The following is a 24281-nucleotide window of genomic DNA, read 5'->3' as shown; positions in this document are numbered from 1 at the left end:
GGCGTAGGCGGTCCAGCCGGTGCGCTGGTCGCACAGGGCCTGCAGGCGTTCGTGGGCCTGGGTGTGGGCGTGCGCGCAGGCGGCGCGCGCGGCGTCGTGCGCCTGGCGAAGGGCGTGGTAGGCCGCCTGCTCTGCGGCGCTCAGGGCCGCCACGGCGGGCAGGCGGGCGAGCAGCGCGGCGAGCTGTCGATCGGTGCGGGCCAGCGCGGTCCAGTCGGCGGCCTGCGTCTCCTGGCGCAGCCGCGCCGCGAGGTCCAGGAAGGGCTGGCGCTTATCCATGGTGGGCCTGCATGCCTTCCCAGCCTTCCTGCAGCGTGCGCAGCAGTCGACCCACTTCGTCGACCATGCCCACGTCCAGCCGGACGCCGGCCTCGTGCAGGCGGCGGGCGCAGTAGTCGTAGACCTGCGCGACCTGCGCGACCACCTCGCCACCGGCGTCCGTGTCCAGCGAGCTGGACAGGCCGTTGAGCATGCCGACGCATTTGTCCAGGCTCCGGGCCTTGGCCTCGAAGCGGCCGCCCTCGATGTGGGCGCGCGCGCGCGCCAGCTCGTCCTGCAGGCCGTTCATCAGGATGAGCACCAGCTGCACGGACGAGGCCTGTGCGGTCTGGGCGCCCAGGTTGACCTGGGCGTAGCTCTCGTATGCGTCGTATGTCAAGGAAGTCCTCGTCGGGGGTGGTGGCAGGCGGTGCGGCCGGTCCTCAGGCGGTGGCCGAGGACGACGAGCCGAACATGCCCGAGGTCTGGTTGAGCTGGCCCATCAGGGATTGGAGTTGGGTGAACTGCAGCAGGTAGCGCTCGTAGGACATCGCGAACTGCTCGTCCAGGCGGGCCTGGCGGGTGGTGATGTCGCGCTGCTGGGCCTGGACGGAGTCCTGGCGGCGCTTGATCTGGCCGTTGCCCGAGTCGAGCCAGGTCTTGAGGTAGGTGTTCATCGAGCCCAGCACGCCCGAGGGCGCGGACAGGCTGGACGAGCCAAAGGCCTTGTCGAGCGCATCGGGCTTGATGTCCAGCGTCTTCTTCAGCTTGGCCGCGTCGAAGGTCAGCGCGCCCTGGCGGTCGGTGGAGATGCCCAGCTCGGACAGGCGCACGCCACCGAAGTCCTGGCGCAGGATGTCGTTGAGGCGGGTGCGCAGGGCGCGCACGCCGCTGTCGCTGGCAAAGATGCCGCGGGAGGCCGCGCTGATGTCGGTCTTGGTGAGGTCGTTGATGACGCCCTGGAGGGTGTTGAAGGCGGTCACGAAGCTGCGCACGTTGTCGGCGGTGCCGCTCTCGTCGGCGGCCACGGTCAGCGTGGCGGGGGCATCGCCCGTGGACATGGCGCGGGTGAGGTTGAGGGTGACGCCGTCGATGGCGGTCACGGTGTTGCTGGCCTGCTGGATGCGCACGCCGGTGCCCTGGTCGCCCAGCCACACGACCGCGTCGCGCGCCTGCGCCAGTTCGTTGGGGGTGGCGCTCAGGGCGTCCTTGAGCGCGCCGGCGGGCAGGCCGCTGGCGTCGACGGTGATCTCGCCGCCTTCGCCGCTGGCGCCGGAGGAGAGGATGAGCTGGGCGCCGTTGCCGGTGTTGACCACCTGGGCCGTCACCTTGCCGGCGTTGCCCGTGGACTGGTTGATGGCGCGCGCGATCTCGGCCTGCGAGAGGGTGCCATTGCCATCGGCGTCGGCCATCAGGAGGTTGACATTGAAGCTGCTGCCATCGGCCTGCTGGATCACCAGCGGCCCGCCGGTGGCCACGGGCACGGCGGGCAGGTCGGCGTAGGCGATCTGGTGGTTGGAGGCCACGGCCTCGACGAAGTAGCTGTAGGTGCCGGGCTGGGCCGAGGCGGAAGCCGTGCCGGTGGCTGCTGCGTTGCCGGCGAAGCTCACGCTGTTCTTGACCAGGCCCTTCTTGCCGGAGAGCGCATCCATCGCGGTGTTGAACGCCGAGAGGGCCGAGCGCAGGCGGGTGAAGCCCGCGTTGGTGGCATCGGCGCTCTTGCTGTCGCGCGTGATGATCTCCTGCGTGCCCTGGGTGTAGATGGTGGCGAGCTGGGTCGCCATCTGGGTCGGGTTGATGTCCATGGTTGCTCCTGGTCAGGCAGGAAAAGCCCCGCCCATGCCCGACAAGGCGACCGGGAGCGGTGGTTTTTGAAGGGCGCGCGGCATTTTTTTCACCGCCGGGCCGTCCCAAGGTGAAAACGCCCCCCTGGGGGGCAGCGACCCGCGCAGCGGTGGAGCGTGGGGGCCATTCCTCATCGCGGGTTGCGCCGCCAGACGGTCAGGGCCACGTCATCCAGCTGCTTTCGCGCCCGCACTTCGCCGGCCAGGCGCCACTCGCTCTCGCGCTTGTGCAGCACCTGGGCCACGCCTTCGCGCTTGCGGTAGGCGACGTGCAGGGCCGCGCGAGCCGCCTCCACGTCGACGCTGTGGCGCTCCAGGCTGCGCTGCTGCTCCTGCGCCAGCCCCATGACCGATTGCTTGTAGGCCGCGCAGTTGGCGGCCAGCAGGAAGGGCTGGCTGCCCGAGGGCCCGGCGGCTTCGCAGATGGCGTGCAGGCGGTCCACGCTGCGCTGCATGCGCTCGCGCACCGATTGCTGGCGGCTGAGCTCGGCCCCCAGGCGCTCCTGCTCGCGCTCGCGCGCGGTGACCAGGTGGCCCAGGGTGATGAGGTGGGTGGGTGGGTTCATGCCATGAGCTCGTTCAGGTCGCGCAGGCAGTCGGCCAGCGGCGCGCTTTCTTTGACGCCCTGGTGCAGGTAGGCCTCGATGCGCGGGTACAGGCTCACGGCGCGGTCCGCCTGCGGATCGGCGCCGGGCACGTAGGCGCCCATGGGCAGCAGGTCGCGCACCTGCTGGTAGCTGGAGAGCAGCGCTTTCAGGGTGCGGGCCGAGGCGCCGTGCGCCGGCCCGGCCACCAGCGACATGCAGCGGCTGATGGACTGGCCGATGTCGATCGCCGGGTAATGGCCGCGCTCGGCCAAGGCGCGCGAGAGCACGATGTGGCCGTCCAAAATGGCGCGCGCGGTGTCCACCACCGGATCCTGCTGGTCGTCGCCTTCGGCGAGCACGGTGTAGATGGCAGACATGCTGCCCTCGCCTTCGCCGTTGCCCGCGCTCTCGACCAGCTGCGGCAGCGCGCTGAAGACGGAGGGTGGGTAGCCGCGCGTGGCCGGCGGCTCGCCGAGCGAGAGGGCGACCTCGCGCTGCGCCATGGCGTAGCGGGTGAGCGAGTCCAGCAGCAGCAGCACGTTCTGGCCCCGGTCGCGGTAGTGCGCGGCAATGGAATGGCACAGCTCGGTGGCGCGCAGGCGCATCAGCGGCGATTCGTCGGCCGGCGCCACCACGACCACCGCGCGGCGCAGGCCGTCCGGGCCGAGGGAGAGGTCGATGAACTCGCGCACCTCGCGGCCGCGTTCGCCGATGAGGCCGACGACGACCACATCGGCCACGGTCTGGCGCGTGATCAGGCCCAGCAGCACGCTCTTGCCCACGCCGCTGCCGGCCATCAGGCCCACGCGCTGGCCGCGGCCGAGCGTGAGCAGGCCGTTGATGGCGCGCACGCCCACATCCAGCGGTTCGTGCACGGGCCGCTTGCGCAGCGGGTCCACGCGCGGTGGCTGGCTGCCCAGCCGGTGTTCGCCCCCAAGGCGGCCCAGGCCGTCCATGGGTTCGCCCAGGCCGTTGACGATGCGGCCCAGCCAGGACGGGCCGATGAGGAGTTCGCCGTCCGAGGCCATGGGCAGCACGCGCGCGCCGGCGCTCAGGCCATCGGTTTTCTTGAAGGGCATGACCGAGGTCATCTCGTCTCTGAAGCCCACCACCTGCGCTTCGACCCAGTCGCCCGGCCCCACTTCGATGCGGCAGCGCTGGCCGATGCGCAGCTGGCAGCCTTTGACGTGCAGCAGCATGCCTGCCGCGCCCACCAGCCGCCCCGTGGGCACGGAGACGGGCACCTGTGTGAGCTCGACGGACTTGAGGCGCTCGGCGATCACGCGGCGGGCTCCGTGTCGGGCGCCGGTTCGGCCGCCAGGGGGTCGGCGTCGAGCAGCTGGGCGCCGATCTGTTCCATGCAGGCCTGCAGCCGGTGGCGGCAGCCGGCGTCGGCTTCCTGGCCGCCGCAGTGCACGCGGCACTCGCCGGCGTCGAGGCGGCTGTCGGCCATGAGTTTCCAGGCCCGCGCACGCGCGGGGTCGAGCTCGCGGATGCGCTCCAGGTCTTCGGGGTTGAAGAAGACCTCGATCTCGCCGCTGGCCGGTGGCATGGTTTTGAGCGCTTCTTCCACCAGCGCCAGCAGCTGCGAGGGCTGCAGCGTGAGTTCGGCCCGGATGACCTGGCGGGCCACCTTGCCCACGAGGTCGACGACCTCGCTGCGCAGGGCTTTCTGGTAGTCGTCCTGGGCCTGGTGCAGGGCGGCCAGCGCGGCATCGACCGGCGCGGCGTGGGCCTGCCAGCGGGCCAGCACGGCAGCGCGCGCTTCGGCCTGACCTTCCTCGCGGCCTTCGCGCAGGCCCTGCAGGCGGCCTTCGGCCACGCCGCGCTCCACGCCACTGTCGTAGCCTTCGCGGTAGCCGCGGTCCATGCCCTGCTGAAAGCCTTCGGCCAATGCCGCCTGCGCGCGCTCGGCGTCGCCGGGCGAGGCCGCGTGGGCCGGCGTGAAGCGGCTCAGCGGCGGGAAGCGGTGGGGCCGGTAGGTCTTCATGCGACCACGGCCTCCGCGAACAGCTGGATCTGGATTTCGTCGCTGTCGGCCAGCGCCTTGACCTCGCGCATGATCTCGGCGCGCGCCTGTTCGACGCGGCTCAGCGGCACCGGCCCGGTGCGGCGCAGGGTGTCCTCGAAGGCCTGCGCCTGGCGCCGCGGCATGGCCTGCAGCACTTTGCGGCGCACCTCGGGGTCCGCGCCCTTGAGGGCCACGGCCCACAGGTCCAGCGGCGAGGCTTCGATGATGCGGGTGATGACGTCTTCGCTCTGGCGCGAGAGGATGAAGAAGTCGTACATGCTGACCTCGATCTGTGCCACCACGGCCGGGTCGCGCGCGCGCATCTGCTCGACCACCTTCTGGCGGTTGCCGGGCATGCGGTTGATGATCTCGGCGGCCTGGCGCACGCCCTCGACCGTGGCGCTCTGGGTCTCCAGGCTGGCCAGGTAGGCGTCGACCAGGACTTCGAGCTCGCGCAGGATGTCGTGCTCGACGTGTCCGAGCTGGGCGATCTGCATCAGCACGAGGTCGCGGTTGTCCTCGGGCAGGCGCTCGATGACTTCGCTGGCCAGGGCCGAAGGCAGGAAGGCGAGAAAGACGGCCTGCATGTGCTCGTGCTCGGCCGCGATGCGCTCGGCGATCCAGCGCGACGAAGCCCACTGCAGCCGGGCCATCTTCGGCCGGATGGCGTCGCCATAGATGCGGGTGAGCACGCTGCTGGCGATGTTCGAGCCCAGCGCCATGTCGAGCGAGCTTTTGAGGTAGGCGCGCGAAGCGCCGTGCACGCCGCTTTGTTCGCGGTAGTCGTCGAAGAAGCGCTGCAGCGCGGCGCGCGCCATGTCCACCTTGATGCCGCTCATGCGCGACATGACCTGGGTGACATCGAGCAGCTCCTCGCGCGAGAGGTGCTGTAGCACGGCGGCAGCGGGTTGTTCGCCCATGCTCAGGAGCACGATGGCGGCCTGTTCGGTGGACGAGAGCGAGCCGGCATCGGGCCCTTGCAGATCAGGTGATGGCGGCATTTTTCTGGACCCACTGTTTGACAACTTCGGCGACGCGCTCGGGCTCTTTCTGGGCCAGCACCTTCAGGTGATTGACCAGCACCTCCACGGGCGAGCCGGGCGGCGGCAGGTCGTAGTCGGCGAGCAGGGGCACCATGGCACCGGAGTTCGCCGGCTGGGCCTTGTTGGGCAGCGCGACGGCGGCCGGTGCCGGGTTGGCGAGCGCGGGCGGCTCGGCGGTGGCGCCCGCCGCACCGCCCTCGAGGGCGATCAGGTCGGTCATGCCGACCTCGGCCGGCGGCTTCTGGCGCTCGCGCAGGATGCGCAGCAGCGGGCGCGCCAGCAGGAAATAGCACAGCAGCGCGCCCAGGGCGTACAGGCCCCAGGTCACGAACTCGAACACGGTCTCGCGCTCTGCGTACCAGGGCACGGCGGGCGTGGCGCCGGGAAAGGCCAGCGAGGAGACCACGAGCTGGTCGCCCCGCTCGGCGTTGATGCCCAGGCCGCCGCGCAGCAGGTTCTCCATGCGCGCGATGTCCTCGGGTGTCCAGCCCGCGGTGGCGCCGGGCGCGGCGCCGTCGTTGAGCACCACGGCCACGCTGAGTTTCTTGAGCTGGCCGCGCGCCCGCTGGATGGTGGTGACGCTGCGGTCGTAGGCGAACTGGCGGGTGACGGCGCTGCGCTCGGCGGTGTTGGGTGCGGCATCGGGAGCCGGCGTGGCCGGGCGGTTGCTCAGGGAGCCAGGCACACCCAGGGCCACGCGGTCGCGGTTGCTTTCTTCGCGCGAGGCCTCGTTGGTGACCTTGGGCACGTCACCGTAGCGCTCCTGGGTTTCCTGCACGCGGTCCTGGCCGAGTTCGACGGCCACGCTCACGTTGTAGTTGCCCGCGCCGAGCAAGGGTTGCAGCAACTGGTGTGCGTTCTGCAGGATGTCGCTCTGCGCTTTGCGCACGGCTTCGTCGGCAAAGCTGCCCTGGTCGATGCCGTCTTTCACGTCGACGCGCGCCGAGAGCAGGCGGCCGGCCTGATCGACCACGCTCACGCGCGCCGGGTCCAGGTTGGAGACGCTGCCGGCCACGAGCTGGATGATGGAGGCGATCTGTTCGTTGCCCAGCGTGCGGCCCGGGTGCAGGTTCAACACGACGGAGGCGGTGCTCTTGTCCTGGGCGTTGAGCACGAAGGTGGAGGAGCGCGCCACGGAGAGGTGGACCCGGGCCGAGCGCACGGCGTCCATGGAGGTGATGCTCTGCACCAGCTCGCCTTCGAGGCCCCGGCGGAACCGGATGTCCTGCACGAACTGCGTGACGCCCAGGGGATCGTTCTTGTCCATGAGCTCCAGCCCTTCGGGCAGGCGGGCGGTGACGCCCTTGGCCGCCAGCAGCATGCGGGCGCGGCCCAGATCGGAGGACGAGACCAGGACTTGCCCCGATTCGGGGTGCAGCCGGTAGGCGATGCCCTCGGCATCCAGCGTGGCCATCATGTCCGACACCGGCACCTGCTCGCGCGCACCGAACACCGGCTTGTAGCTGGCCTGGTCGTTCCACAGGAACATCATCACCAGGGCCGTGATGCCGATCGCCAGCAGCACGACGGGCAAAAGGCGGGTGATCTGTTCAGGACGCAAGGCGCCGCCCAAGGCTTTGCCCGAGGGCAGCTTGTCGCGCATGAGCCTGAGTGCATTCATTCAATGGGTCCTGTTGGAGTACGGATGGATTCTTGGCGCTGGCCACCCCTTGACCGCTTCGCTCTTTGAGCCCAAATCCCCCCGTAGCTCCGGGTTCGCGCAGCGCTCTTTCGGCAAACGACTGCTTTCGAACTAACGCGCGCTCGCCTGCCACACGGACCTGCCGCCGTGTGGACGGCGCCCCCCAAGGTTGGGCCGGGCAAGCGTGCCAATTTGCTCGCAAGGGACGAAAAAATTTGGCGGCGATGCGGGCGGGATGCGCCGGGCAGTCGCACCGCCGCCACAGGCTGCTGGTATGGTTGACGCCGCGCGCGCCGCCCCGTCTTCGGGCGTTGGCTGGTGTGCAAGGCTGCGCACAGCAGCGCCACCGACAGAAAGCACTTCTCCCCATGCCCACCCTTGAACCGTCCGCGTCCCCCTCATCCCAGGCCGCAGAAGAGGCCTCCTGTGCCCTGACGATCGAGCGGCTGCAGGCGCAGGCGGCACTGACGCGCTCGATCGCCGACCGCTTGCCGTGGCAACTCGCGTACTTCGATCCGGATCTGCGCTGCCGCTTCGGCAACCAGGCGTTCTGCGACGGCCTTGGCGTCGATCCCTCGGCCCTGGAAGGCCGGCCGTTCCAGGACTGTTTCCCCCAGGAGGCCCTGCCCGCCCTGCTGCCACGCTTCATGCAGGCCCTGGCTGGCGAGCAACAGCTGCGGCGCACCGAACACCCGGCATCGGGGCCAGGCGCCGCCTGCACGGAAACCGCGTTCACACCCGACGTGCACGACGGCGTGATCCGGGGTGTGTTTGTCGAGACGAAAGAAGTCGCGCAGCGCCAGCAGGCCGATGAGCTCGCGCAGAACAAGCGCCGCTTCGAGCTCATGGCCGATGCGCTGCAGGACTCGTGCCTGTACTTCCTCGACCCGGCGGGCCGCATCGCCGAGTGGAGCGAAAGCGCGCGCCGCCTGCACGGTTTCTCGCGGGAACAGGTGGGCAACATGCACCTGGCCGACATGGCGGCGCCACGGGTCGGTGAAGAGGCGGAGATCGGCATCGACGACACCATCCGGCTGGCGATCGATCGCGGCCAATGGGAAACCCGCGGCTGGCTGCGGCGCGCCGGTGGCGAGGCGTTCTGGGGCCAGACGCTCATCACCGCGCTGCGGGGCGACGACGGCGAGCTCGAAGGCCTGTCCTGCATCACGCGCGACATGACCGCGATGAAGGACCTGGACCGGGTCATGAACGACCTCAACGCCGAGCTGGACCGCCGCGTGACACAGCGGGTGCGCCAGCACACCGTGCCCAACAAGGACCTGGACATCTTCACCCACTCCATCACGCACGATCTGCGCGGGCCGGTGCGGCACATCAACACCTTTGCCGGCCTGATCGCCGAGGAACTGGGCGAGAACGCCAGCGAAGAGGTCCGGCATTTCCGCGACGCCATGAAGCGGGCTTCGCAGCGCCTCAACGCGATGATCGAGAACCTGCTGACCTACTCGCGCATCGGCCGCATCGACCTGCACCCGGAGCGGCTGGCGATGGCGCAGGTGCTCGACGGCGTGATCGCGCGCCTGCAGCAGACGGACCCTGGCCGCCCGATCCGGTGGGAGATCCAGCCCGAGCTGCCGGCCGTGGTGGCCGACGCGGCGATGGTCACCGACCTGTTCACGCGGCTGCTGGACAACGCCATGAAGTTCACGCGCAAGGTCGAGCCGGCCGAGATCCAGATCGGGTGCCGCATGGAGAGCGATGGCACTTGCCTGTTCTTCATCGTGGACAACGGGGTCGGCTTCGATGTCGCCAAGGCCAGCAACCTCTTCCTGATGTTCCAGCGCCAGCACCATTCGCTGGATTTCGAGGGCCACGGCGCGGGCCTGGCCCTGTGCCAGCGCATCGTGCAGCGCCACAACGGCCGCATCTGGCTCGACAGCACGCCGGGCCACGGTTGCGCGGTCTACTTCACGCTGCCCGTGGAGACGACGATGGCAGGCGCCGGCCTGGCCGCGCTCGGTTGCTGATCGCGCGGGCGCTCAGCCGCCGGCCAGGCGGCCCAGCCATCGCTGCAGCAGGTTCGCCCTGCGCTGGCGCAGGCGGCTGATGTCGAGCAGGCGGATGGCGGCGGCGCGGCATTCAGCCAGATAGCGCTCGCGCTGCGGGATCGCCCAGTCCGGCTCGTTGAGGGCCTTGTTGCGCACGGCCGCGAGGTAGCGCAGCCGCCGGTCCAGCCGGGCGGGCACCGGGTGGCGCACGCTGTCGAGCTTGGAGTGGATGCCCCGGCCCTTGCCGCCGAAATCCCGCGCCAGCACCGAGTCGATCACCGCGGTGATGTCCAGCACGTCCTGCATGGCCTTCATGTGCGGGGTCTTCACCATGTGCTGGAAGATCGGGATCACATCGCCTGCGAGGTGATCGGTATCGAATGTCGGGTTCATAGCCACACGCTCCTCCTTTCGCTTTCCATGGCCTCCTGGTTCTGCAGCTCTCTCAAGGCGGCGCGCACCAGGATGTGATCAAAGCCCCTGAGCACTTCACCCACGCTGGTGTAGGCCTCGCCCGGGGGCTGGGGCGGATGGCCGCGCGGGACCTGGCTGTGCGCGTGCCGCAGCGCGGCGCGCACGACATCCTCGCCGCCGTTGCGCTGCCAGCGGCCGGCCTTGCGCAGGTGGGTGACGCCCTGCCCCGCCGCGTTGCAGCTGTGGACCACCAGCGGGTCGTCCGGCAGGCGCGGCGCGAACGCCAGGTGCACGATGCTGCTGTGGGCGACCTCCTCGTCGGTGAGGCTGGCGGTCTGGGCCCAGGGGATGGGCGCCAGGCGCAACAGCACCTCGGCCAAGGTGCCCGCCTGGCCCTGGGTGGCCAGGGTGTCGAACACCGACAGGGCGAATGGCCTCGGTTCGTGCGGGTCGCCCGATCGCAGTTCACCCCATGAGCTGGTGTCGCCGAAATCGAGGGCATCCGGGCCTGTGCCGGCATCGAGCTGCGAATGCGCGTGGACCACGCGAAGCATCAAGGCCGGCCCCTGGTGGGGCGCGTGCCCCCGCTCCTGCAGCACCTGGAGGATGCTCGAGAGCATGTACTTGTGGCACGCGAAGCAGCTCGCCGGGTTGTGGCGCGGAGCGCGCCGCGCGCTCAGGCCATACAGAAGAGCTTGGTCATCGCTGTGCATGGCAACCGGCGCTGGTCATCACCCTTGGGCGGCGTGCTTCATGAGGTAGCCGGTGTCGATCGGGTCCGACACCTGGACGACCATGTGCGTGCGGATGCCCACGACCGCGACCTCGGCGGGCAGCGCATCCGACACCTCGGCCACCAGCGTGTCGATGCCCAGGCGCAGCGCCCAGGCCTGCAAGGGCTCCGAAAAATGCCGCCAGCGCTGCACCATGCCGAACCGGTCCACGCCCGAGATGGAGACGCGCGCGACGTCCTTCGCGTGCATGGTCAGGCCGTAGAGGTACACGCCGACGAAGCGGCCGGTAAAGGTCTCACCGTTGCCGACGGCCACCTCCGAACGCTTGACGGCCTCGCCGATGGCGCGCACCAGCAGGGAGCTGCCGTCCTCGCACGGCCAGCAGGGTGTGATGAAGGACGCCAGCCGGAGCGTGGCCTGCTTGAGGTTGGGTTGCTGCGCCCAGCAGGACAAGCCAAAGCCTTCGTAGGGTTGGCCCGCGAGCGCATCGTGGATCCATTGCTCGGGCCCGCCCGACTCCAGCGCCTGCAAGGGCCAGTAGGCGGTGCCTGCGCCGCCCTGCGCCGCCCTTGCTTGGCGGCTGCGCGCCGCGTTGAGCGAGACGATCTGCGTCATGTCGAGCCGCGCGCGCGGGAAGGCGCGGACGCATCATGCGCCAGGCGGATCGGCCAGGATCGCGACGGGAGGGATGAAAGCCACGTTTCAAGCATCCGGGTATTCTTCTACCCAATGGCTCGGCGGCCGCTCGGCCTACGGTGCCGTTTGGCCCCGTAGAGGGAAGGTGTCAGCCAAACTTCGGCATCTGGTTGCGCGATTGGCGGTAGGCGGCGATGCGGGCCTGCACTTCGGCGCGCGCTTCGTCCATGCGCAGATCCTGCGTGGCGCATGCGGGGCAGTGGACGGGGCCCTGGTGCTGCTTGACCACCGGGTGCTTGGTGTTGCAGGAGCCGCATTGCCGGACTTCGATCTCGCGGCTCTGCAGGCCCTCGACCAGCAGCGCATAGGTCTCGAAGGTGATGCGCTGGCTCTCACCCACCGGGGGCACGGTTCGGCGGTACTTGTTGTAGACCTCGATCATCTTGTCCAGCGCCTTGCCGAAATTGGTCTCGACCACGGCGTACTCGCCAATGCCCCGCGTTCCGAAATGCAAGGCCATCAGGTACGAGGCCTCGAAGCGCTCCGCCGCACTGTCCAGGAAGGTCTTGGCGGTCGTGGTTTGTCCCAGGCCCCGGGGCCGCTTGACCTTGATGCCGTACTGCCCGAGGCGGCGGTCCATCTCCTATTTGATCCGCTGCTCGCTCACATCGGTGCCCAGCAGCTTGACGATCAGCTTGGTGCGCGAGGTCAGCTCGATCAGGGCCTCGAATCGCTCGTCCGATACCTGGTCCTCGAAGAGGACGCGTTTGTGTCCAGAAGAAGCAAGGGCGCGGCCTGCGGTGTTGATCATGGTGATGTCCCTGGTTTCAGTGAATGCGGTTCTTCGAACGCCGGCTCATGACCATGAACTGCGTTTTCTGCGAAGAAGTCAGGTCGCGCGTGGCGGCGGCCTCGAAGTAGTGGTCGCTGGCGACCGGAAACATCACCAGGCCCGGGTTGGCCGAGATGTCCCAGAGCTCATGAGGCCCGAAGCGGCGCACGTGCACGGCCTCGCTCATCGAAAGATCAAACAGCACGCAAGCCTCGTCGAACGAGGTCTTGATGCTGTCAACGCGCACCGCCAGGGCCATGAAGGCTTCCTGCCGATTGGCGGCCTCGAACTCGCCAGGCTGCACGAGCGAGGCCGACGTCGTGGGCAGCAGCCCCGTGTGGATCATCATGGAAAACAGCGGATGCGAGCAGTCCGCCAGCTTGATGACTTCGTCCTCGCTCAGCAGGGCCAGCAGCTCCAGCAGATTGCGCTGCCCCGGGAACCAGCGCGCGATGACGCGCGGGTCGACCAGCTCGGAACTGCGCGCGATGTGCCAGCGCCGGGCCAGCGCCTTGAGGTTTTCGGCGCGAATGGCCCGTTCGTACGTGGGCAGATGCAGATTGCCTTGAATCCGCGAGTCCATCAGCGCCGTCATCATGTGTACATTCCCTAGTTTGTTCTTGATCAGCGTCCCCAATGCGCCTGCTGGGCGCATTGTGTTACGCCCAGCGAGCCGGTTGGCGTCTACCATGGCATCAGGCCGTTTGCAACGCCCACACTCCAACGCCCAGCCCTCATGCCAAGTCTTGAACCTCTGTCTATCGGCGATCTTTCCGCACGCTTTAGGGCTCGATTGAGAACAAGCCTGGATCAGCTGGGCTTCCCGGCTGCCATGCGTGAGAAAAGTCGCGAACTGGCCTTCCGGCTCGGCGTGGACGAAAGCCTGGCCTCGGCCTTCCTCACGGGCGACGTGCTCCCGGACTACGAGGCCCTGCTCACCCTTTGTGCGCTGACCCAGAAGTCACCCGGGTACTTCTTCGACGCCGGCGCCGAGGCGATGCCCCAGGGCACCCGGGTCGTTCCCGCCATCGGCCCGGGGGAGGATCTGGCGATCTGCCTGCCCGAGGGCATGGTGGATGGGCGTGCCAGCGAGGATGATGCCGAGCTCGGTTACTTCCGCGCCCGCCGCGACATGGGCTTTGGCGTGCGGGCGGGTGACTGCATCCTGGCGGTGCTGGTGCCCATGGAGCCGGCCTCGATGCAGAAGGACCGCATCTACCTGATCGGCTGCGAGACCGGCTTCGACCTGCGCCGCTGCGTGGTGCAGACCCCGGTGCGGGCCGCGTTCACCAGCTTTGACGGCAAGTCGGCTCAGACCATCAAGCCCAACGTGGCGGCGGTGGGGCAGGAGCGGCCGAGCTTTCGCGCCGAAGGCCTGGGGGACGAGGTGCACGCCTTCGCGGAGGTGTTCGGCCTGCTGCGCGGCGCGCAGAACCTGCCACTGGAACCCAACGCCCTGGATTTCGAGAGCTGAGCGATCGATCGCGCGAAGACGAAAAAAAAGCCCGCCGTGGGCGAGCTTGGGTCGGTGGGAAGATCAACTGTTTTGGAGGCGCGATCCGGAGTCGAACCGGACTAACCGGATTTGCAATCCGGGGCATAACCGCTTTGCTATCGCGCCGTCAGGACCGGTGCCAAAGACACCGCTCTCAAACTCCGACAAAAAAGGGAAGCAGAGCTTCCCTTTTGAATTTGGAGCGGGAAACGAGATTCGAACTCGCGACCTCAACCTTGGCAAGGTTGCGCTCTACCAACTGAGCTATTCCCGCATTTTTTACCGCTTGCCGCTGCGTTTGCTGCTGCATTTCGGTAAGCCATGATTCTAACCCGAAAAAAGGGCCTCTTTCAAGCCCCTCGAAATTTTTTGATCAGTGTTTCACTGCATCGGGCGATGCCGTCGGCTTGCTGACGCTGGCCGCCGCAATCTGGGCCGCGACCTCCTCTTCGGTGAGCGGCACGGGCTGGCGTTCGAGCGCGATCGACAGGACCTTGTCGATCCATTTCACCGGCACGATCTCCAGACCCTGCTTCACGTTGTCGGGAATCTCGGCGAGGTCCTTCACGTTCTCTTCAGGGATGATCACGGTCTTGATGCCGCCGCGCAAGGCAGCCAGCAGCTTTTCCTTCAGGCCGCCGATGGCGGTGACTTCACCGCGCAGCGTGATTTCGCCCGTCATGGCCACATCGGCGCGCACAGGGATGCCCGTGAGCGAGGAGACCAGCGCGGTCGTCATCGCCGCACCGGCGCTCGGGCCGTCCTTGGGCGTGGCGCCGTCAGGCACGTGGATGTGGATGTCGCGCTTGTCGAATTGCTCGTCCTTGATGCCCAGCATGCGGGCGCGGCTGCGCACCACGGTGCGGGCCGCCTCCACCGATTCCTTCATCACATCGCCGAGCGAACCCGTGCGCGTGATGACGCCCTTGCCGGGCATGATGGCCACTTCGATGGTCAGCAGATCGCCGCCCACTTCCGTCCACGCCAGGCCGACCACCTGGCCCACCTGGTTCTGCGCCTCGGCGCGGCCGTAGCTGTACTTGCGCACGCCCAGGAATTCGCTGAGGTTCTCGGCATTGACCACCACGGTGGGCGTGTACTTCTTGAGCAGCAGGCCTTTGACGACCTTGCGGCAGATCTTGGAGAGCTCGCGCTCGAGCGAACGCACCCCGGCTTCGCGGGTGTAGTAGCGCACGATGTCGCGCACGGCGTCGTCGCGCACTTCCAACTCGCCCTCGCGGATGCCGTTGTTCTTGAGCTGCTTGGGCAGCAGGTAACGGATCGCGATGTTGGTCTTCTCGTCTTCCGTGTAGCCCGAGAGGCGGATCACCTCCATGCGGTCCAGCAGGGCCGGCGGGATGTTCATCGAGTTCGAGGTCGCGACGAACATCACATCGGAGAGGTCGAAGTCGACCTCGATGTAGTGGTCGCCGAAGGTGTGGTTCTGCTCCGGGTCCAGCACCTCCAGCAGCGCGCTGGAAGGGTCGCCACGGAAGTCCGTGCCCAGCTTGTCGATCTCGTCGAGCAGGAACAGCGGGTTGCGCGTGCCGACCTTGTTGAGACTCTGCAGCACCTTGCCCGGCATGGCACCGATGTAAGTGCGGCGGTGGCCGCGGATCTCGGCTTCGTCGCGCATGCCGCCCAGCGCCATGCGCACGTACTTGCGGCCCGTGGCCTTGGCCACCGACTGGCCGAGCGAGGTCTTGCCGACGCCGGGTGGGCCGACCAGGCACAGGATGGGCGCCTTGACCTTGTCCACGCGCTGTTGCACCGCGAGGTACTCGAGGATGCGGTCCTTGACCTTTTCCAGGCCGTAGTGGTCTTCGTTGAGCACCGCCTCGGCATGCGCGAGGTCGTGCTTGATCTTGGTCTTCTTGCTCCAGGGCAGGCCGACCAGTGCATCGATGTAGTTGCGCACCACGGTGGCCTCGGCCGACATGGGCGACATCAGCTTGAGTTTCTTGAACTCCGCATCGGCCTTCTTGCGCGCTTCCGCGGGCATCTTGGCGGCCTTGATCTTTTTCTCGATCTCTTCGATGTCGGCGCCCTCTTCGCCTTCGCCGAGTTCCTTCTGGATCGCCTTGACCTGTTCGTTCAGGTAGAAGTCGCGCTGGTTCTTTTCCATCTGGCGCTTCACGCGCCCACGGATCTTCTTGTCGACGTTGAGGATGTCGACTTCGCGCTCGAGCTGCTCGAACAGGTTTTCCAGCCGCTTGTTGACCGGATCAAGGTCGAGCACCACCTGCTTGGATTCGAGCTTGAGCGGCAGGTGCGCGGCGATCGTGTCGGCCAGGCGACCCGGATCGTCGATGCTGGAGATCGAGGTGAGGATCTCCGACGGGATCTTCTTGTTGAGCTTGACGTACTGGTCGAACTGCTGCATCACGGCGCGGCGCAGCGCTTCGAGTTCGTTGGTCTGGGTGTCGGCCCGCTCCACGGCCGGGTCGACCGGATTCACGCTGGCGATGAAATGGCTCTCACCATCGCGGATGGCCAGCACCTTGGCGCGCTGCACGCCCTCGACCAGCACCTTCACGGTGCCGTCGGGCAGCTTGAGCATCTGCAGGATGGTGGCGACGCAGCCCATTTCGAACATGTCGTCGGTCGACGGTTCGTCCTTGGCGGCGGCCTTCTGGGCCACGAGCATGATGCGGCGCTCGGCCTCCATCGCCGACTCCAGCGCCTTGATGCTCTTGGGGCGGCCCACGAACAGCGGGATGACCATGTGCGGGAACACCACCACGTCGCGCAAAGGCAGGAGTGGCAGTTCGACCGGCGTGCTGGGAAGGGGGGTCTGTCCGGACATTTCAACCTCGACTAAAACGGGTAAATGGGGTCGGTGCGATCGATCTCAACCGGACGCATCCGTGACGGGGTTGGACGAAGCCGGCGCGTCAAGCCTGCTTGGCCGCCTCGCGGTACACAAGCAAGGGTGGCTTGTTTTCCTCGATGGTCGATTCGTCGACCACCACCTTCTCCACATTGCTCATGCCTGGCAGATCGAACATGGTGTCGATCAGCGCGTTTTCCAGGATCGAGCGCAGGCCACGCGCGCCCGTCTTGCGCGCCAGGGCCTTGCGGGCGATCGCCTTGAGGGCGGCGGGGCGCACTTCGAGTTCGGCGCCTTCCATCGCCAGCAGGCGGGAGAACTGCTTGACGACGGCGTTCTTGGGCTCGGTGAGGATTTCGACCAGCGCATCCTCGCTCAGCTCGGACAGCGCGGCGATCACGGGCACGCGGCCCACCAGCTCGGGAATCAGGCCGAACTTGATCAGGTCTTCCGGCTCGATTTCCTTGAACGCTTCGGTGATGCTGCGCTGCTTCTTGCTCTTGACCACGGCGCCGAAACCGATGCCCGAGGCCTCGGTGCGGTTCTCGATGATCTTCTCCAGGCCGGCGAATGCGCCGCCACAGATGAACAGGATGTTGGTGGTGTCGACCTGCAGGAAGTCCTGGTTGGGATGCTTGCGCCCACCCTGCGGCGGCACCGAGGCCATCGTGCCCTCGATCAGCTTGAGCAGGGCCTGCTGCACGCCTTCGCCGGACACGTCGCGGGTGATGGAAGGGTTGTCGGATTTGCGCGTGATCTTGTCGATCTCGTCGATGTAGACGATGCCCTGCTGGGCGCGCTCAACGTCGTAGTTGCAGCTCTGCAGCAGCTTGGCGACGATGTTCTCGACGTCCTCGCCCACGTAACCGGCCTCGGTCAGGGTGGTGGCGTCGGCCATGACGAAGGGCACGTTGAGCATGCGTGCCATGGTCTGGGCCAGCAAGGTCTTGCCCGAGCCGGTCGGGCCGATCAGCAGGATGTTGCTCTTGGCCAGTTCGACGTCGTCCTTCGGGCGGCTTGTCGCAGGCGCTTGTAGTGGTTGTAGACGGCCACGGCCAGCGCGCGCTTGGCGCGCTTGCTGGCCGATGACGTAATTGTCCAGGTTGGCCTTGAGCTGGGCCGGCGTGGGCACGTCGTCGCCCGAGGCCTTGACGGATTCGAGGCCCGGCAACTCGTCACGGATGATGTCGTTGCACAGGTCGATGCACTCGTCGCAGATGAACACCGAGGGGCCGGCGATCAGCTTCTTGACCTCGTGCTGGCTCTTGCCGCAAAACGAGCAGTAGAGCGCTTTTTCACTGGAGGCGGCTTTTTTGTCGGCCATAGGTCTGGGGGCTCGGGTGAGGCGGTAGCAACAATGATAGTTCAAGCCCCATGGGGGCCAAACGAGGGAAAAGCGCCGGTTTTGGCACCGTCTCCCCGGTTTGGCGGCCCATGGGTGGCCATGGCCAGGACGGGGTCAGAGGGCGCCGGGGCGCTTTTCAATGACCTTGTCGATCAGGCCGTACTCGGCGGATTCGGCGGCCGAGAGGTAGTAGTCGCGCTCGGTGTCGCGCTCGATCTTCTCCAGCGGCTGGCCCGTGCGCTCGGCCAGGATCTTGTTGAGCTGTTCGCGCGTCTTGAGGATTTCGCGGGCGTGGATCTCGATCTCGGTGGCCTGGCCCTGGGTGCCGCCCAGCGGCTGGTGGATCATGACCTTGGAGTTCGGCAGGGCGAAACGCTTGCCCTTGGCGCCAGCGGCCAGCAGGAACGCGCCCATGCTCGCGGCCATGCCGACGCACAGCGTGGAGACGTCGGACTTGATGAAATTCATGGTGTCGAAGATCGCCATTCCTGCGCTCACCGACCCCCCGGGCGAGTTGATGTAGAACGAGATGTCCTTGTCGGGGTTTTCGCTTTCCAGGAACAGCAGCTGCGCCACCACGAGGTTGGCCGACTGGTCATTGACCGGGCCCACCAGGAAGATCACGCGCTCCTTGAGCAGGCGCGAATAGATGTCGTACGCACGCTCGCCGCGGCCCGACTGCTCGATGACCATGGGCACCATGCCCAAACCTTGAATGTCCATTGCGCTCATGCGTTACTCCGTGTGTTGAGGCTTGCCATATCACTACTGTAACCAACCCCATGTGGCCCCACGGCGACCGGTGGCTTGACCGGGGCGACCGCGGGACGGACGGGGTGGCAGTGGCAGATGGGGGGCAAACCCGAAAAAGAAAGGGCGGATCGCTCCGCCCTCTTCCAGCAGCCTGCCGCGCGGCAGATCAGGCCTGGGCCATCAGTTCGTCGAAGCTGACCGACTTTTCGGTGATCTGCGCCTTGGACAGCACGTACTCCGTGACGTTGTTCTCGATCACGATGGCTTCCACCTCGGCCATGCGGTTGCTGTCGCCCTGGTACCAGCGCACCACGTCGGCCGGCTTCTCGTAGGAGGCGGCCAGCTCTTCGATGTGGGCCTTGACCTGCTCGGGCTTGGCGTGCAGCTCGTTGGCGCGCACCAGCTCGGCCACCACCAGACCCAGGCGCACGCGGCGCTCGGCCTGGGGACGGAACAGCTCCTCGGGGATCGGGGCCTTGTCGGCATCCTTCACGCCACGCTGCTTGAGGTCGGCGCGGGCGCCTTCCACCAGGCGCTCGAGTTCCGATTGCACGACGGCGTTGGGCAGGTCCAGCTCGGCCTTGGCGACCAGGGCGTCCATCACGGCCTGCTTGTTGCGGGCCTGCAGGCGGAACTTGACTTCGCGCTCCAGGTTCTTGCGGATGTCGGCGCGCAGGCCTTCCACCGTGCCATCGGCGATGCCCAGGGACTTGGCGAAGGCTTCGTCCACGGCCGGCAGGTTGGCGGCTTCGATCTTGTTCACGGTGACCAGGAAATCGGCCGTCTTGCCGGCCACGTCCTTGCCGTGGTAGTCGGCGGGGAAGGCCAGGGGGAAGGTCTTGGACTCGCCCGACTTCATGCCACGCACGGCGTCTTCGAATTCCTTGAGCATCTGGCCGTCGCCGACGATGAACTGGAAGGCCTCGGCCTTGCCGCCTTCGAACGGCTCGCCGTCGATCTTGCCGGCGAAGTCGATGGTGACGCGGTCGCCGTCCTGGGCAGCCTGGTCCTGCGCGCGCTGCGCGAAGGTGCGGCGCTGCTTGCGCAGGATGTCGAGCGTGCGGTCGATGGCGGCGTCGTCCACTTCGGCCGACACCTTCTCCACCGAGGCGGTGGTCAGGTCGTCGATCTTGACCTGCGGATACACCTCGAAGACGGCGTCGAAGGTCAGCTGGCCTTCGGGGGCGCCTTCCTTCTCGGTGATCTTGGGCTGGCCGGCCACGCGCAGCTGGGCTTCGTTGGCGGCCGTGGCGAAGGCTTCACCGACCTTGTCGTTCATGACTTCGTAGTGCACCGAGTAGCCGTAGCGCTGTGCCACGACGTTCATCGGCACCTTGCCCGGACGGAAGCCGTCCATCTTCACGTCGCGCGCGATGCGCTTGAGGCGGTTGGACACTTCTTTCTGGATCACATCGGCCGGCAGCGTCAGCGTGATCTTGCGCTCGAGCTTTTCCAGGGTTTCAACGTTCACGGTCATGGCATTCTCCAAAAGGGTGTCGGTCAACCAGCCTGTCTGGCCGACCCGGGGGGTCTGTCTGTTCGTCTGTGGTGTGGTGCGCGGGGGGGGACTCGAACCCCCACACCATTGCTGGCGTCAGGACCTAAACCTGGTGCGTCTACCAATTTCGCCACCCGCGCGCCTCATAGGGGGTTTTCCGGTGCAGCGCAAAAGCAGCGCTGGACGGCCGGTTGTCCACTTCACGGCAACCTTAGATTGTAGCTGCAGCGCCCACCCCGGCCGGGAGGCCTCAGGCCCCCAGGCGGTGCCGCAGGGCGCGGACCGCGCTGCCGGGCGTGGTGAGCACCGGAATGCCCACGGCCTTGTGCACCGCCAGCTGCGCGCGCGCCATGCTGAACTGGGACAGCGCGATCACGTCGCAGCCCTGCCCCACCAGCCAGCGCGCGGCTTCGACCACGCGCTCGTCATGGCCGGCGTCATCGCCCCGGTTGAGGGCGTCCATGGCCCCCTCGGCCAGGCAGGTGACGAGTTCGGTGCCGGCCGGGAATTCCGGCGGCATGGAAGCGAGCGTCGGCGCGAAGGACGCCACCAGACCGATGCGCCCCCCGCGCGCCACGGCCACCGCTTCGGCCACCATGGCCTCGTTCGGCTTGAGCACCGGCATGTGCGGGCGCCGCGCCGCTGCGGCCTCGATGCACGGGCCGAACGCCGAGCAGGTGAACAGGATGGCGTCGGCCCCCGTGCTTTCGGCGTAGGCCGCCAGGGTCTCGAAGCGCTGGTGCATGGCCGCGTCGAGCCCTCTGCCGCTTCGCGCCAGGTCGGCCGACAGGCTGTCGTCGAGCAGGTTCATGCGGTCGGCCTCGGGCCAGGCGCGCGCGAGTTCCTCGTTGATGGGCGCGACCGAATGCGCCAGCGCGTGGATCAGGGCAATGCGCATGTCAGGCGGCCTTCCGGGTTCGCGCCACGCCCAGGCGCCGGCCCTGGTTCCACCAGACCAGCGCGACCAGCAGCAGCGCCGGCAGGTAGAACCAGTGAGTGGTGGGCCGGTCGTTGGGCACCTGCACGGCGCTGACATCCCAGCCCTGCTCGAAGCCCGATTTGGCCGCCCGCGTGCCGAACTTGACCTGCCCGATCTGCACCGCTGTACCCAGGGGCACCAGCTGAAGACCGGCGTCGCTCAGGCGCTTTCGCCCGTCCTCGCCTTTTTCGCCGAGCTGCACGGCCACGGTCTTCACCACGTCATCGCCCTCGATGGTGGTTCCCTGGATGACCATCACCACCCGCTCATCGGAAGGGGTATCGCGCGCCACGTCATACACCTGTGTGGCAGGCACCTGGCGGTATTCCGGTGCGAGGCGGTCCATGAAAAGGTCGGGGCGAAAGAGCAGCACCACCGCACACAGCAGGAGCACCGTTTCCCACCAGCGGCTTTTCACGCGGAACCAGTTCATCGTCACCGCCGCGAAGAGCAAGGTGGCCAGGGTGCAGGCCAGGAGCAGGCGGATGAGTTCACCGGTGCCGTGCACATTGATCAGCAACAGCTGCGGGTTGAATATCCAGATGAAGGGCAGGATGACCGTGCGCAACGCGTAGATGGCGCCCTGCACGCCGGTCTGGATCGCGTCTTCACCCGAGATGGCCGCGGCGGCGAAGGTCGCCAGCCCCACGGGCGGCGTGATGTCCCCCATGATCCCGTAGTAGAAGACGAAGAGGTGCACCGCGATCAGCGGAATGATGAGCCCGCTCTGGGCGCCCAGCTCCACCACCACGGGGGCCATCAGCGTGGCCACCAGCACGTAGTTGGCGGTGGTCGGCACGCCCAGGCCCAGCACCAGGCACACGAAGGCGATGAAGAGCAGCATCATCATCACGTTGCCCTGCGCCACGAACTCGACGAACTCCGTCATGCGCAGGCCCAGCCCGGTGAGCGTGATCGCGCCGACGATGATGCCCGCCGTCGCCGTGGCCACGCCAATGCCGATCATGTTGCGCGAGCCGTCGTTGAAGCCGTCCACGACCGAGCGCCAGCCCTGCAGCCAGGTGCCCGCGCCGCTGGTTTTGCGGAACAGCGCGATCAATGGCCGCTGCGTCAGCATGAGGACGACGAGCACGGTCACGGCCCAGAAGGCCGAGAGTGCGGGCGACATTTCCTCGACCATCAGGCACCAGATCAGCACCGCGATCGGCATGAGGTAGTGCAGGCCGGCGCGCACGGTGGGCCAGGTCTGCAAGGGCTGAGGGTTGTCGATGTCGATGTCCTCGGGCAGGTCCGGACAGCCCGCGGCCTGGTAGACCGAAAACAGGTAGAGGCCGAGCACCACCGCCGAGACGGCATAGGGCGCGGCCACGCCCATGAAGGCCTTGATCGCCTGCAGCAGGTAGTACACGGCGCACACCACCACGATGCTGCCCGCGAGGCCGATGGCGTTGCGCATCACGCGCACGCGCCAGGGCCGCGCCACCGCCTGCACGATGGGTTGCATGCCCAGTTTGAGCGCTTCGAGATGCACGATGTACAGCAACCCGATGTACGACAGGGTGGCGGGCAGGAAGGCGTGCTTGACGATGTCCGCGTAGGGAATGCCGACGTACTCCACCATGAGGAAGGCGGCCGCCCCCATCACCGGCGGCATGATCTGGCCGTTGACGGAGCTCATGGTTTCGATGGCCCCAGCCTTCACGCCACCGTAACCCGCTTTCTTCATCAGCGGGATCGTGAAGATGCCGCCCGAGACGACGTTGGACACCGACGAGCCGGAGATCATGCCGTTGAGCGCCGAGGACACCACGGCGACCTTGGCTGGCCCCCCTCGCAAATGGCCCAGCGCCGCGAAGCTGACCTGCATCATGTAGTTGCCGCCGCCGGCCCGGTCCAGCAGCGCGCCGAAGAGCACATACACAAAGATGGTGCCGGCCGACACCCCGAGCGCGATGCCGTACACGCCTTCGGTGGTGAGCCACATGTGCGAGATCAGCCGGTTCACCGAGGCGCCCTTGTGCGAGAGCACTTCCGGCAGGTGCGGCCCGAGCAGGCAGTAGGCCAGGAAGATGGCGGCCAGTGCGGCCATGGGCCAGCCCACCGCGCGGCGCGTGGCTTCCAGGAGCAGCACGACGCCCACGAAGCCGACCGCGATGTCCAGGCTGTTGGGCTGGCCCGGCCGGGTGGCCAGCTCGGCGTAGAACAGCATGATGTACGCGCCGCAGAACGCCGCGGCCAGCGCCAGCAGCCAGTCCACCACCGGCACGCGGTCGCGCGCCGATCGCTTGAACGCCGGCCAGGCCAGGAAGGCCAGGAACAGCGCAAACGCGAGGTGGATGGCGCGCGCCTCGGTGTCGTTGAGGATGCCGATGCCCAGCTCGAACGGCAGCGGCGAGGCGTACCAGTACTGGAACAACGCCCAGAGCAGGCACACGGTGAACACCACGCCGGCCGTCCAGCCGGTGGGCTTGCGCCCCCCGGTGTCGCTGTCGGCCACGAGTTGCTGCAGGGCTTCGGGGGCTTTTTCGATGTCGGTGCTCATGGGCGCTCCGGGCCTGGGTGGCGATGGTGAAGATCACAGGAAATGGCGAAGCACCTTCGCCATCTGGACAGGCGGGCCGTTCGCACGGCCCGCTGCCTCACCTCACTTGACCCAGCCCTTTTCTTTGTAGTACTTCAACGCGCCTTCGTGCAGCGGCGCGCTCAGTCCGTCCTTGACCATGCCCTCTGGCGTGAGGTTGGCCAGCGCGGGGTGCAGCTTCTTGAACTCGTCGAAGTTGTCGAACACCGCCTTGACCACCTGGTACACGGTCTCGGCCGAGGTCTTGCTCGACGCCACCACGGTGGCGGACACGCCATAGGTCTGGGTGGGCTGGGGATTGTTCGGGTACAGGCCGCCAGGCAGCGTGACTTTGGCGTAATACGGCTTTTCGGCCACCAGCTTGTCCACGGCCGGGCCGGTGATGGACACCAGCTTGGCGCCACACGACGTGGTGGGGTCCTGGATGTTGGCGCTCGGGTGGCCCACGGCGTAGTAGAAGCCATCGATCTTGCCGTCGCACAGCGCCGGACCGTGCTCGTCGGCCTTGAGCTCGGAGGCGAGCGAAAAGTCGCTCAGCTTCCAGCCCATGCCGGCCAGCAGCTCTTCCATGGACGAGCGCGTGCCCGACCCCGGATTGCCGACGTTGAAGCGCTTGCCCTTGAAGTCCTCGAACCGGGTGATGTTGGCTTCCTTGCGAGCCACCACCGTGAAGGGCTCGGGATGCACGGCGAACACCGCGCGCAGGTCGCCGTAGGCACCCGCATCCTTGAACTGCCCCACGCCCTTGAGCGCGTTGAACTGCACGTCGGACTGGGTGAAACCGAGGTCGAGTTCACCGGCCTTGATCGTGTTGACGTTGAACACCGAG

At 67.4% G+C, this 24281-nt stretch carries 23 protein-coding genes and 3 tRNA genes; 2 read left to right on the top strand and 24 right to left on the bottom strand.

The features are described 5' to 3' along the window. From KIT86_RS18140 to fliF, 8 genes are all read right to left on the bottom strand, one after another. Positions 1–279, bottom strand: a 279-nt coding sequence (locus tag KIT86_RS18140; RefSeq protein WP_297400910.1) for a hypothetical protein, incomplete at its 3' end; no start/stop codon positions are given. Then, the gene (gene fliS / locus KIT86_RS18135) at positions 272–658 is read right to left on the bottom strand and encodes a flagellar export chaperone FliS (protein WP_297400908.1); all 387 of its coding nucleotides are present in this window, start codon (positions 656–658) and stop codon (positions 272–274) included. The genes KIT86_RS18140 and fliS, both read right to left, overlap by 8 nt. Positions 659–701: 43 nt before the next feature. Continuing rightward, complete coding sequence (fliD, locus tag KIT86_RS18130; RefSeq protein WP_297400906.1) at positions 702–2063, bottom strand: flagellar filament capping protein FliD; 1362 nt, start codon at positions 2061–2063, stop codon at positions 702–704. Positions 2064–2233: 170 nt separating this feature from the next. Beyond that, positions 2234–2668 carry a flagellar FliJ family protein gene (locus KIT86_RS18125; protein ID WP_297400904.1) on the bottom strand — a complete coding sequence of 145 codons (435 nt, stop codon included), beginning with the start codon at positions 2666–2668 and terminating at the stop codon, positions 2234–2236. Continuing rightward, positions 2665–3972, bottom strand: a complete 1308-nt coding sequence (gene fliI / locus KIT86_RS18120; protein ID WP_297400901.1) for a flagellar protein export ATPase FliI — start codon at positions 3970–3972, stop codon at positions 2665–2667. The genes KIT86_RS18125 and fliI overlap by 4 nt, the downstream gene beginning before the upstream one ends. Next, positions 3969–4679: a flagellar assembly protein FliH gene (gene fliH / locus KIT86_RS18115; protein WP_297400899.1), complete on the bottom strand. Its 711-nt coding sequence runs from the start codon at positions 4677–4679 to the stop codon at positions 3969–3971. The genes fliI and fliH overlap by 4 nt, the downstream gene beginning before the upstream one ends. Continuing rightward, on the bottom strand, positions 4676–5701 hold the full coding sequence (locus tag KIT86_RS18110) for a FliG C-terminal domain-containing protein (protein ID WP_297400897.1): 1026 nt from the start codon (positions 5699–5701) through the stop codon (positions 4676–4678). Before KIT86_RS18110 ends, fliH begins: the two co-directional genes overlap by 4 nt. After that, positions 5685–7364 (bottom strand): flagellar basal-body MS-ring/collar protein FliF, encoded by a 1680-nt coding sequence (fliF, locus tag KIT86_RS18105; RefSeq protein ID WP_297400895.1) that lies wholly within the window; start codon positions 7362–7364, stop codon positions 5685–5687. Before fliF ends, KIT86_RS18110 begins: the two co-directional genes overlap by 17 nt. Before the next feature lie 389 nt (positions 7365–7753). Between fliF and KIT86_RS18100 the strand changes: the two genes are divergently transcribed. Next, positions 7754–9373, top strand: a complete 1620-nt coding sequence (locus KIT86_RS18100; RefSeq protein ID WP_297400893.1) for a PAS domain-containing protein — start codon at positions 7754–7756, stop codon at positions 9371–9373. Between the two features lie 12 nt (positions 9374–9385). Here KIT86_RS18100 and KIT86_RS18095 read toward each other — a convergent pair whose 3' ends face one another. The 6 genes from KIT86_RS18095 to KIT86_RS18070 form a co-directional block, all read right to left on the bottom strand. After that, on the bottom strand, positions 9386–9787 hold the full coding sequence (locus KIT86_RS18095) for a hypothetical protein (RefSeq protein WP_297400891.1): 402 nt from the start codon (positions 9785–9787) through the stop codon (positions 9386–9388). After that, positions 9784–10521 carry a hypothetical protein gene (locus tag KIT86_RS18090; protein ID WP_297400889.1) on the bottom strand — a complete coding sequence of 246 codons (738 nt, stop codon included), beginning with the start codon at positions 10519–10521 and terminating at the stop codon, positions 9784–9786. Before KIT86_RS18090 ends, KIT86_RS18095 begins: the two co-directional genes overlap by 4 nt. Before the next feature lie 18 nt (positions 10522–10539). Further along, on the bottom strand, positions 10540–11157 hold the full coding sequence (locus KIT86_RS18085; protein WP_297400887.1) for a hypothetical protein: 618 nt from the start codon (positions 11155–11157) through the stop codon (positions 10540–10542). 169 nt (positions 11158–11326) lie between these two features. After that, positions 11327–11818 carry a hypothetical protein gene (locus KIT86_RS18080; protein ID WP_297400885.1) on the bottom strand — a complete coding sequence of 164 codons (492 nt, stop codon included), beginning with the start codon at positions 11816–11818 and terminating at the stop codon, positions 11327–11329. A 3-nt stretch (positions 11819–11821) separates the two neighbouring features. Next, positions 11822–11989 (bottom strand): hypothetical protein, encoded by a 168-nt coding sequence (locus KIT86_RS18075; RefSeq protein WP_297400883.1) that lies wholly within the window; start codon positions 11987–11989, stop codon positions 11822–11824. 16 nt (positions 11990–12005) lie between these two features. Next, positions 12006–12593 carry a hypothetical protein gene (locus tag KIT86_RS18070; protein ID WP_291112465.1) on the bottom strand — a complete coding sequence of 196 codons (588 nt, stop codon included), beginning with the start codon at positions 12591–12593 and terminating at the stop codon, positions 12006–12008. Between the two features lie 249 nt (positions 12594–12842). Here KIT86_RS18070 and KIT86_RS18065 point away from each other — a divergent pair, with 249 nt between their 5' ends. Beyond that, positions 12843–13484 (top strand): hypothetical protein, encoded by a 642-nt coding sequence (locus KIT86_RS18065; protein ID WP_297400881.1) that lies wholly within the window; start codon positions 12843–12845, stop codon positions 13482–13484. A 73-nt stretch (positions 13485–13557) separates the two neighbouring features. Here the strand turns inward: KIT86_RS18065 and KIT86_RS18060 are convergent. From KIT86_RS18060 to KIT86_RS18015, 10 genes are all read right to left on the bottom strand, one after another. Continuing rightward, positions 13558–13631, bottom strand: a tRNA-Cys gene (locus tag KIT86_RS18060). 72 nt (positions 13632–13703) lie between these two features. Beyond that, positions 13704–13779: transfer RNA gene (locus KIT86_RS18055), tRNA-Gly, on the bottom strand. A gap of 99 nt (positions 13780–13878) precedes the next feature. Next, the gene (gene lon, locus KIT86_RS18050) at positions 13879–16311 is read right to left on the bottom strand and encodes an endopeptidase La (protein WP_297400879.1); all 2433 of its coding nucleotides are present in this window, start codon (positions 16309–16311) and stop codon (positions 13879–13881) included. 88 nt (positions 16312–16399) lie between these two features. After that, the gene (gene clpX, locus KIT86_RS18045; protein WP_297400877.1) at positions 16400–17659 is read right to left on the bottom strand and encodes an ATP-dependent Clp protease ATP-binding subunit ClpX; all 1260 of its coding nucleotides are present in this window, start codon (positions 17657–17659) and stop codon (positions 16400–16402) included. Between the two features lie 135 nt (positions 17660–17794). Further along, positions 17795–18412 (bottom strand): ATP-dependent Clp endopeptidase proteolytic subunit ClpP, encoded by a 618-nt coding sequence (clpP, locus tag KIT86_RS18040; protein WP_297400875.1) that lies wholly within the window; start codon positions 18410–18412, stop codon positions 17795–17797. Positions 18413–18599: 187 nt separating this feature from the next. Then, entirely contained in the window at positions 18600–19910 is a 1311-nt protein-coding gene (tig, locus tag KIT86_RS18035) for a trigger factor (RefSeq protein WP_297400873.1), read from the bottom strand. A gap of 74 nt (positions 19911–19984) precedes the next feature. After that, positions 19985–20071, bottom strand: a tRNA-Leu gene (locus KIT86_RS18030). 110 nt (positions 20072–20181) lie between these two features. Next, positions 20182–20829 (bottom strand): aspartate/glutamate racemase family protein, encoded by a 648-nt coding sequence (locus tag KIT86_RS18025; protein WP_297400871.1) that lies wholly within the window; start codon positions 20827–20829, stop codon positions 20182–20184. Between the two features lies 1 nt (position 20830). After that, entirely contained in the window at positions 20831–23413 is a 2583-nt protein-coding gene (locus KIT86_RS18020) for a TRAP transporter permease (protein ID WP_297400869.1), read from the bottom strand. A gap of 102 nt (positions 23414–23515) precedes the next feature. Next, the coding region (locus tag KIT86_RS18015) for a TAXI family TRAP transporter solute-binding subunit (protein ID WP_297400868.1) at positions 23516–24281 on the bottom strand (766 nt) is incomplete at its 5' end.

Source organism: Hydrogenophaga sp. (genome assembly GCF_026125825.1).
Taxonomy (GTDB): Bacteria; Pseudomonadota; Gammaproteobacteria; order Burkholderiales; family Burkholderiaceae_C; genus Hydrogenophaga.
Note: the sequence above shows the minus strand (reverse complement) of the source record. Positions and strands in the feature narration are given on the sequence as shown.

Bases quoted from the DNA above. Each gene is read 5' to 3' on its own strand.
- KIT86_RS18110 (WP_297400897.1), bottom strand. From the start codon at position 5,701: ATGCCGCCATCACCTGATCTGCAAGGGCCCGATGCCGGCTCGCTCTCG.
- KIT86_RS18020 (WP_297400869.1), bottom strand. From the start codon at position 23,413: ATGAGCACCGACATCGAAAAAGCCCCCGAAGCCCTGCAGCAACTCGTG.
- KIT86_RS18070 (WP_291112465.1), bottom strand. From the start codon at position 12,593: ATGGACTCGCGGATTCAAGGCAATCTGCATCTGCCCACGTACGAACGG.
- tig (WP_297400873.1), bottom strand. From the start codon at position 19,910: ATGACCGTGAACGTTGAAACCCTGGAAAAGCTCGAGCGCAAGATCACG.
- lon (WP_297400879.1), bottom strand. From the start codon at position 16,311: ATGTCCGGACAGACCCCCCTTCCCAGCACGCCGGTCGAACTGCCACTC.
- KIT86_RS18080 (WP_297400885.1), bottom strand. From the start codon at position 11,818: ATGGACCGCCGCCTCGGGCAGTACGGCATCAAGGTCAAGCGGCCCCGG.
- KIT86_RS18100 (WP_297400893.1), top strand. From the start codon at position 7,754: ATGCCCACCCTTGAACCGTCCGCGTCCCCCTCATCCCAGGCCGCAGAA.
- fliH (WP_297400899.1), bottom strand. From the start codon at position 4,679: ATGAAGACCTACCGGCCCCACCGCTTCCCGCCGCTGAGCCGCTTCACG.
- clpP (WP_297400875.1), bottom strand. From the start codon at position 18,412: ATGAGCGCAATGGACATTCAAGGTTTGGGCATGGTGCCCATGGTCATC.
- clpX (WP_297400877.1), bottom strand. From the start codon at position 17,659: ATGGCCGACAAAAAAGCCGCCTCCAGTGAAAAAGCGCTCTACTGCTCG.
- KIT86_RS18125 (WP_297400904.1), bottom strand. From the start codon at position 2,668: ATGAACCCACCCACCCACCTCATCACCCTGGGCCACCTGGTCACCGCG.
- fliF (WP_297400895.1), bottom strand. From the start codon at position 7,364: ATGAATGCACTCAGGCTCATGCGCGACAAGCTGCCCTCGGGCAAAGCC.
- KIT86_RS18025 (WP_297400871.1), bottom strand. From the start codon at position 20,829: ATGCGCATTGCCCTGATCCACGCGCTGGCGCATTCGGTCGCGCCCATC.
- KIT86_RS18075 (WP_297400883.1), bottom strand. From the start codon at position 11,989: ATGATCAACACCGCAGGCCGCGCCCTTGCTTCTTCTGGACACAAACGC.
- fliD (WP_297400906.1), bottom strand. From the start codon at position 2,063: ATGGACATCAACCCGACCCAGATGGCGACCCAGCTCGCCACCATCTAC.
- KIT86_RS18095 (WP_297400891.1), bottom strand. From the start codon at position 9,787: ATGAACCCGACATTCGATACCGATCACCTCGCAGGCGATGTGATCCCG.
- KIT86_RS18065 (WP_297400881.1), top strand. From the start codon at position 12,843: ATGCGTGAGAAAAGTCGCGAACTGGCCTTCCGGCTCGGCGTGGACGAA.
- KIT86_RS18090 (WP_297400889.1), bottom strand. From the start codon at position 10,521: ATGCACAGCGATGACCAAGCTCTTCTGTATGGCCTGAGCGCGCGGCGC.
- KIT86_RS18085 (WP_297400887.1), bottom strand. From the start codon at position 11,157: ATGACGCAGATCGTCTCGCTCAACGCGGCGCGCAGCCGCCAAGCAAGG.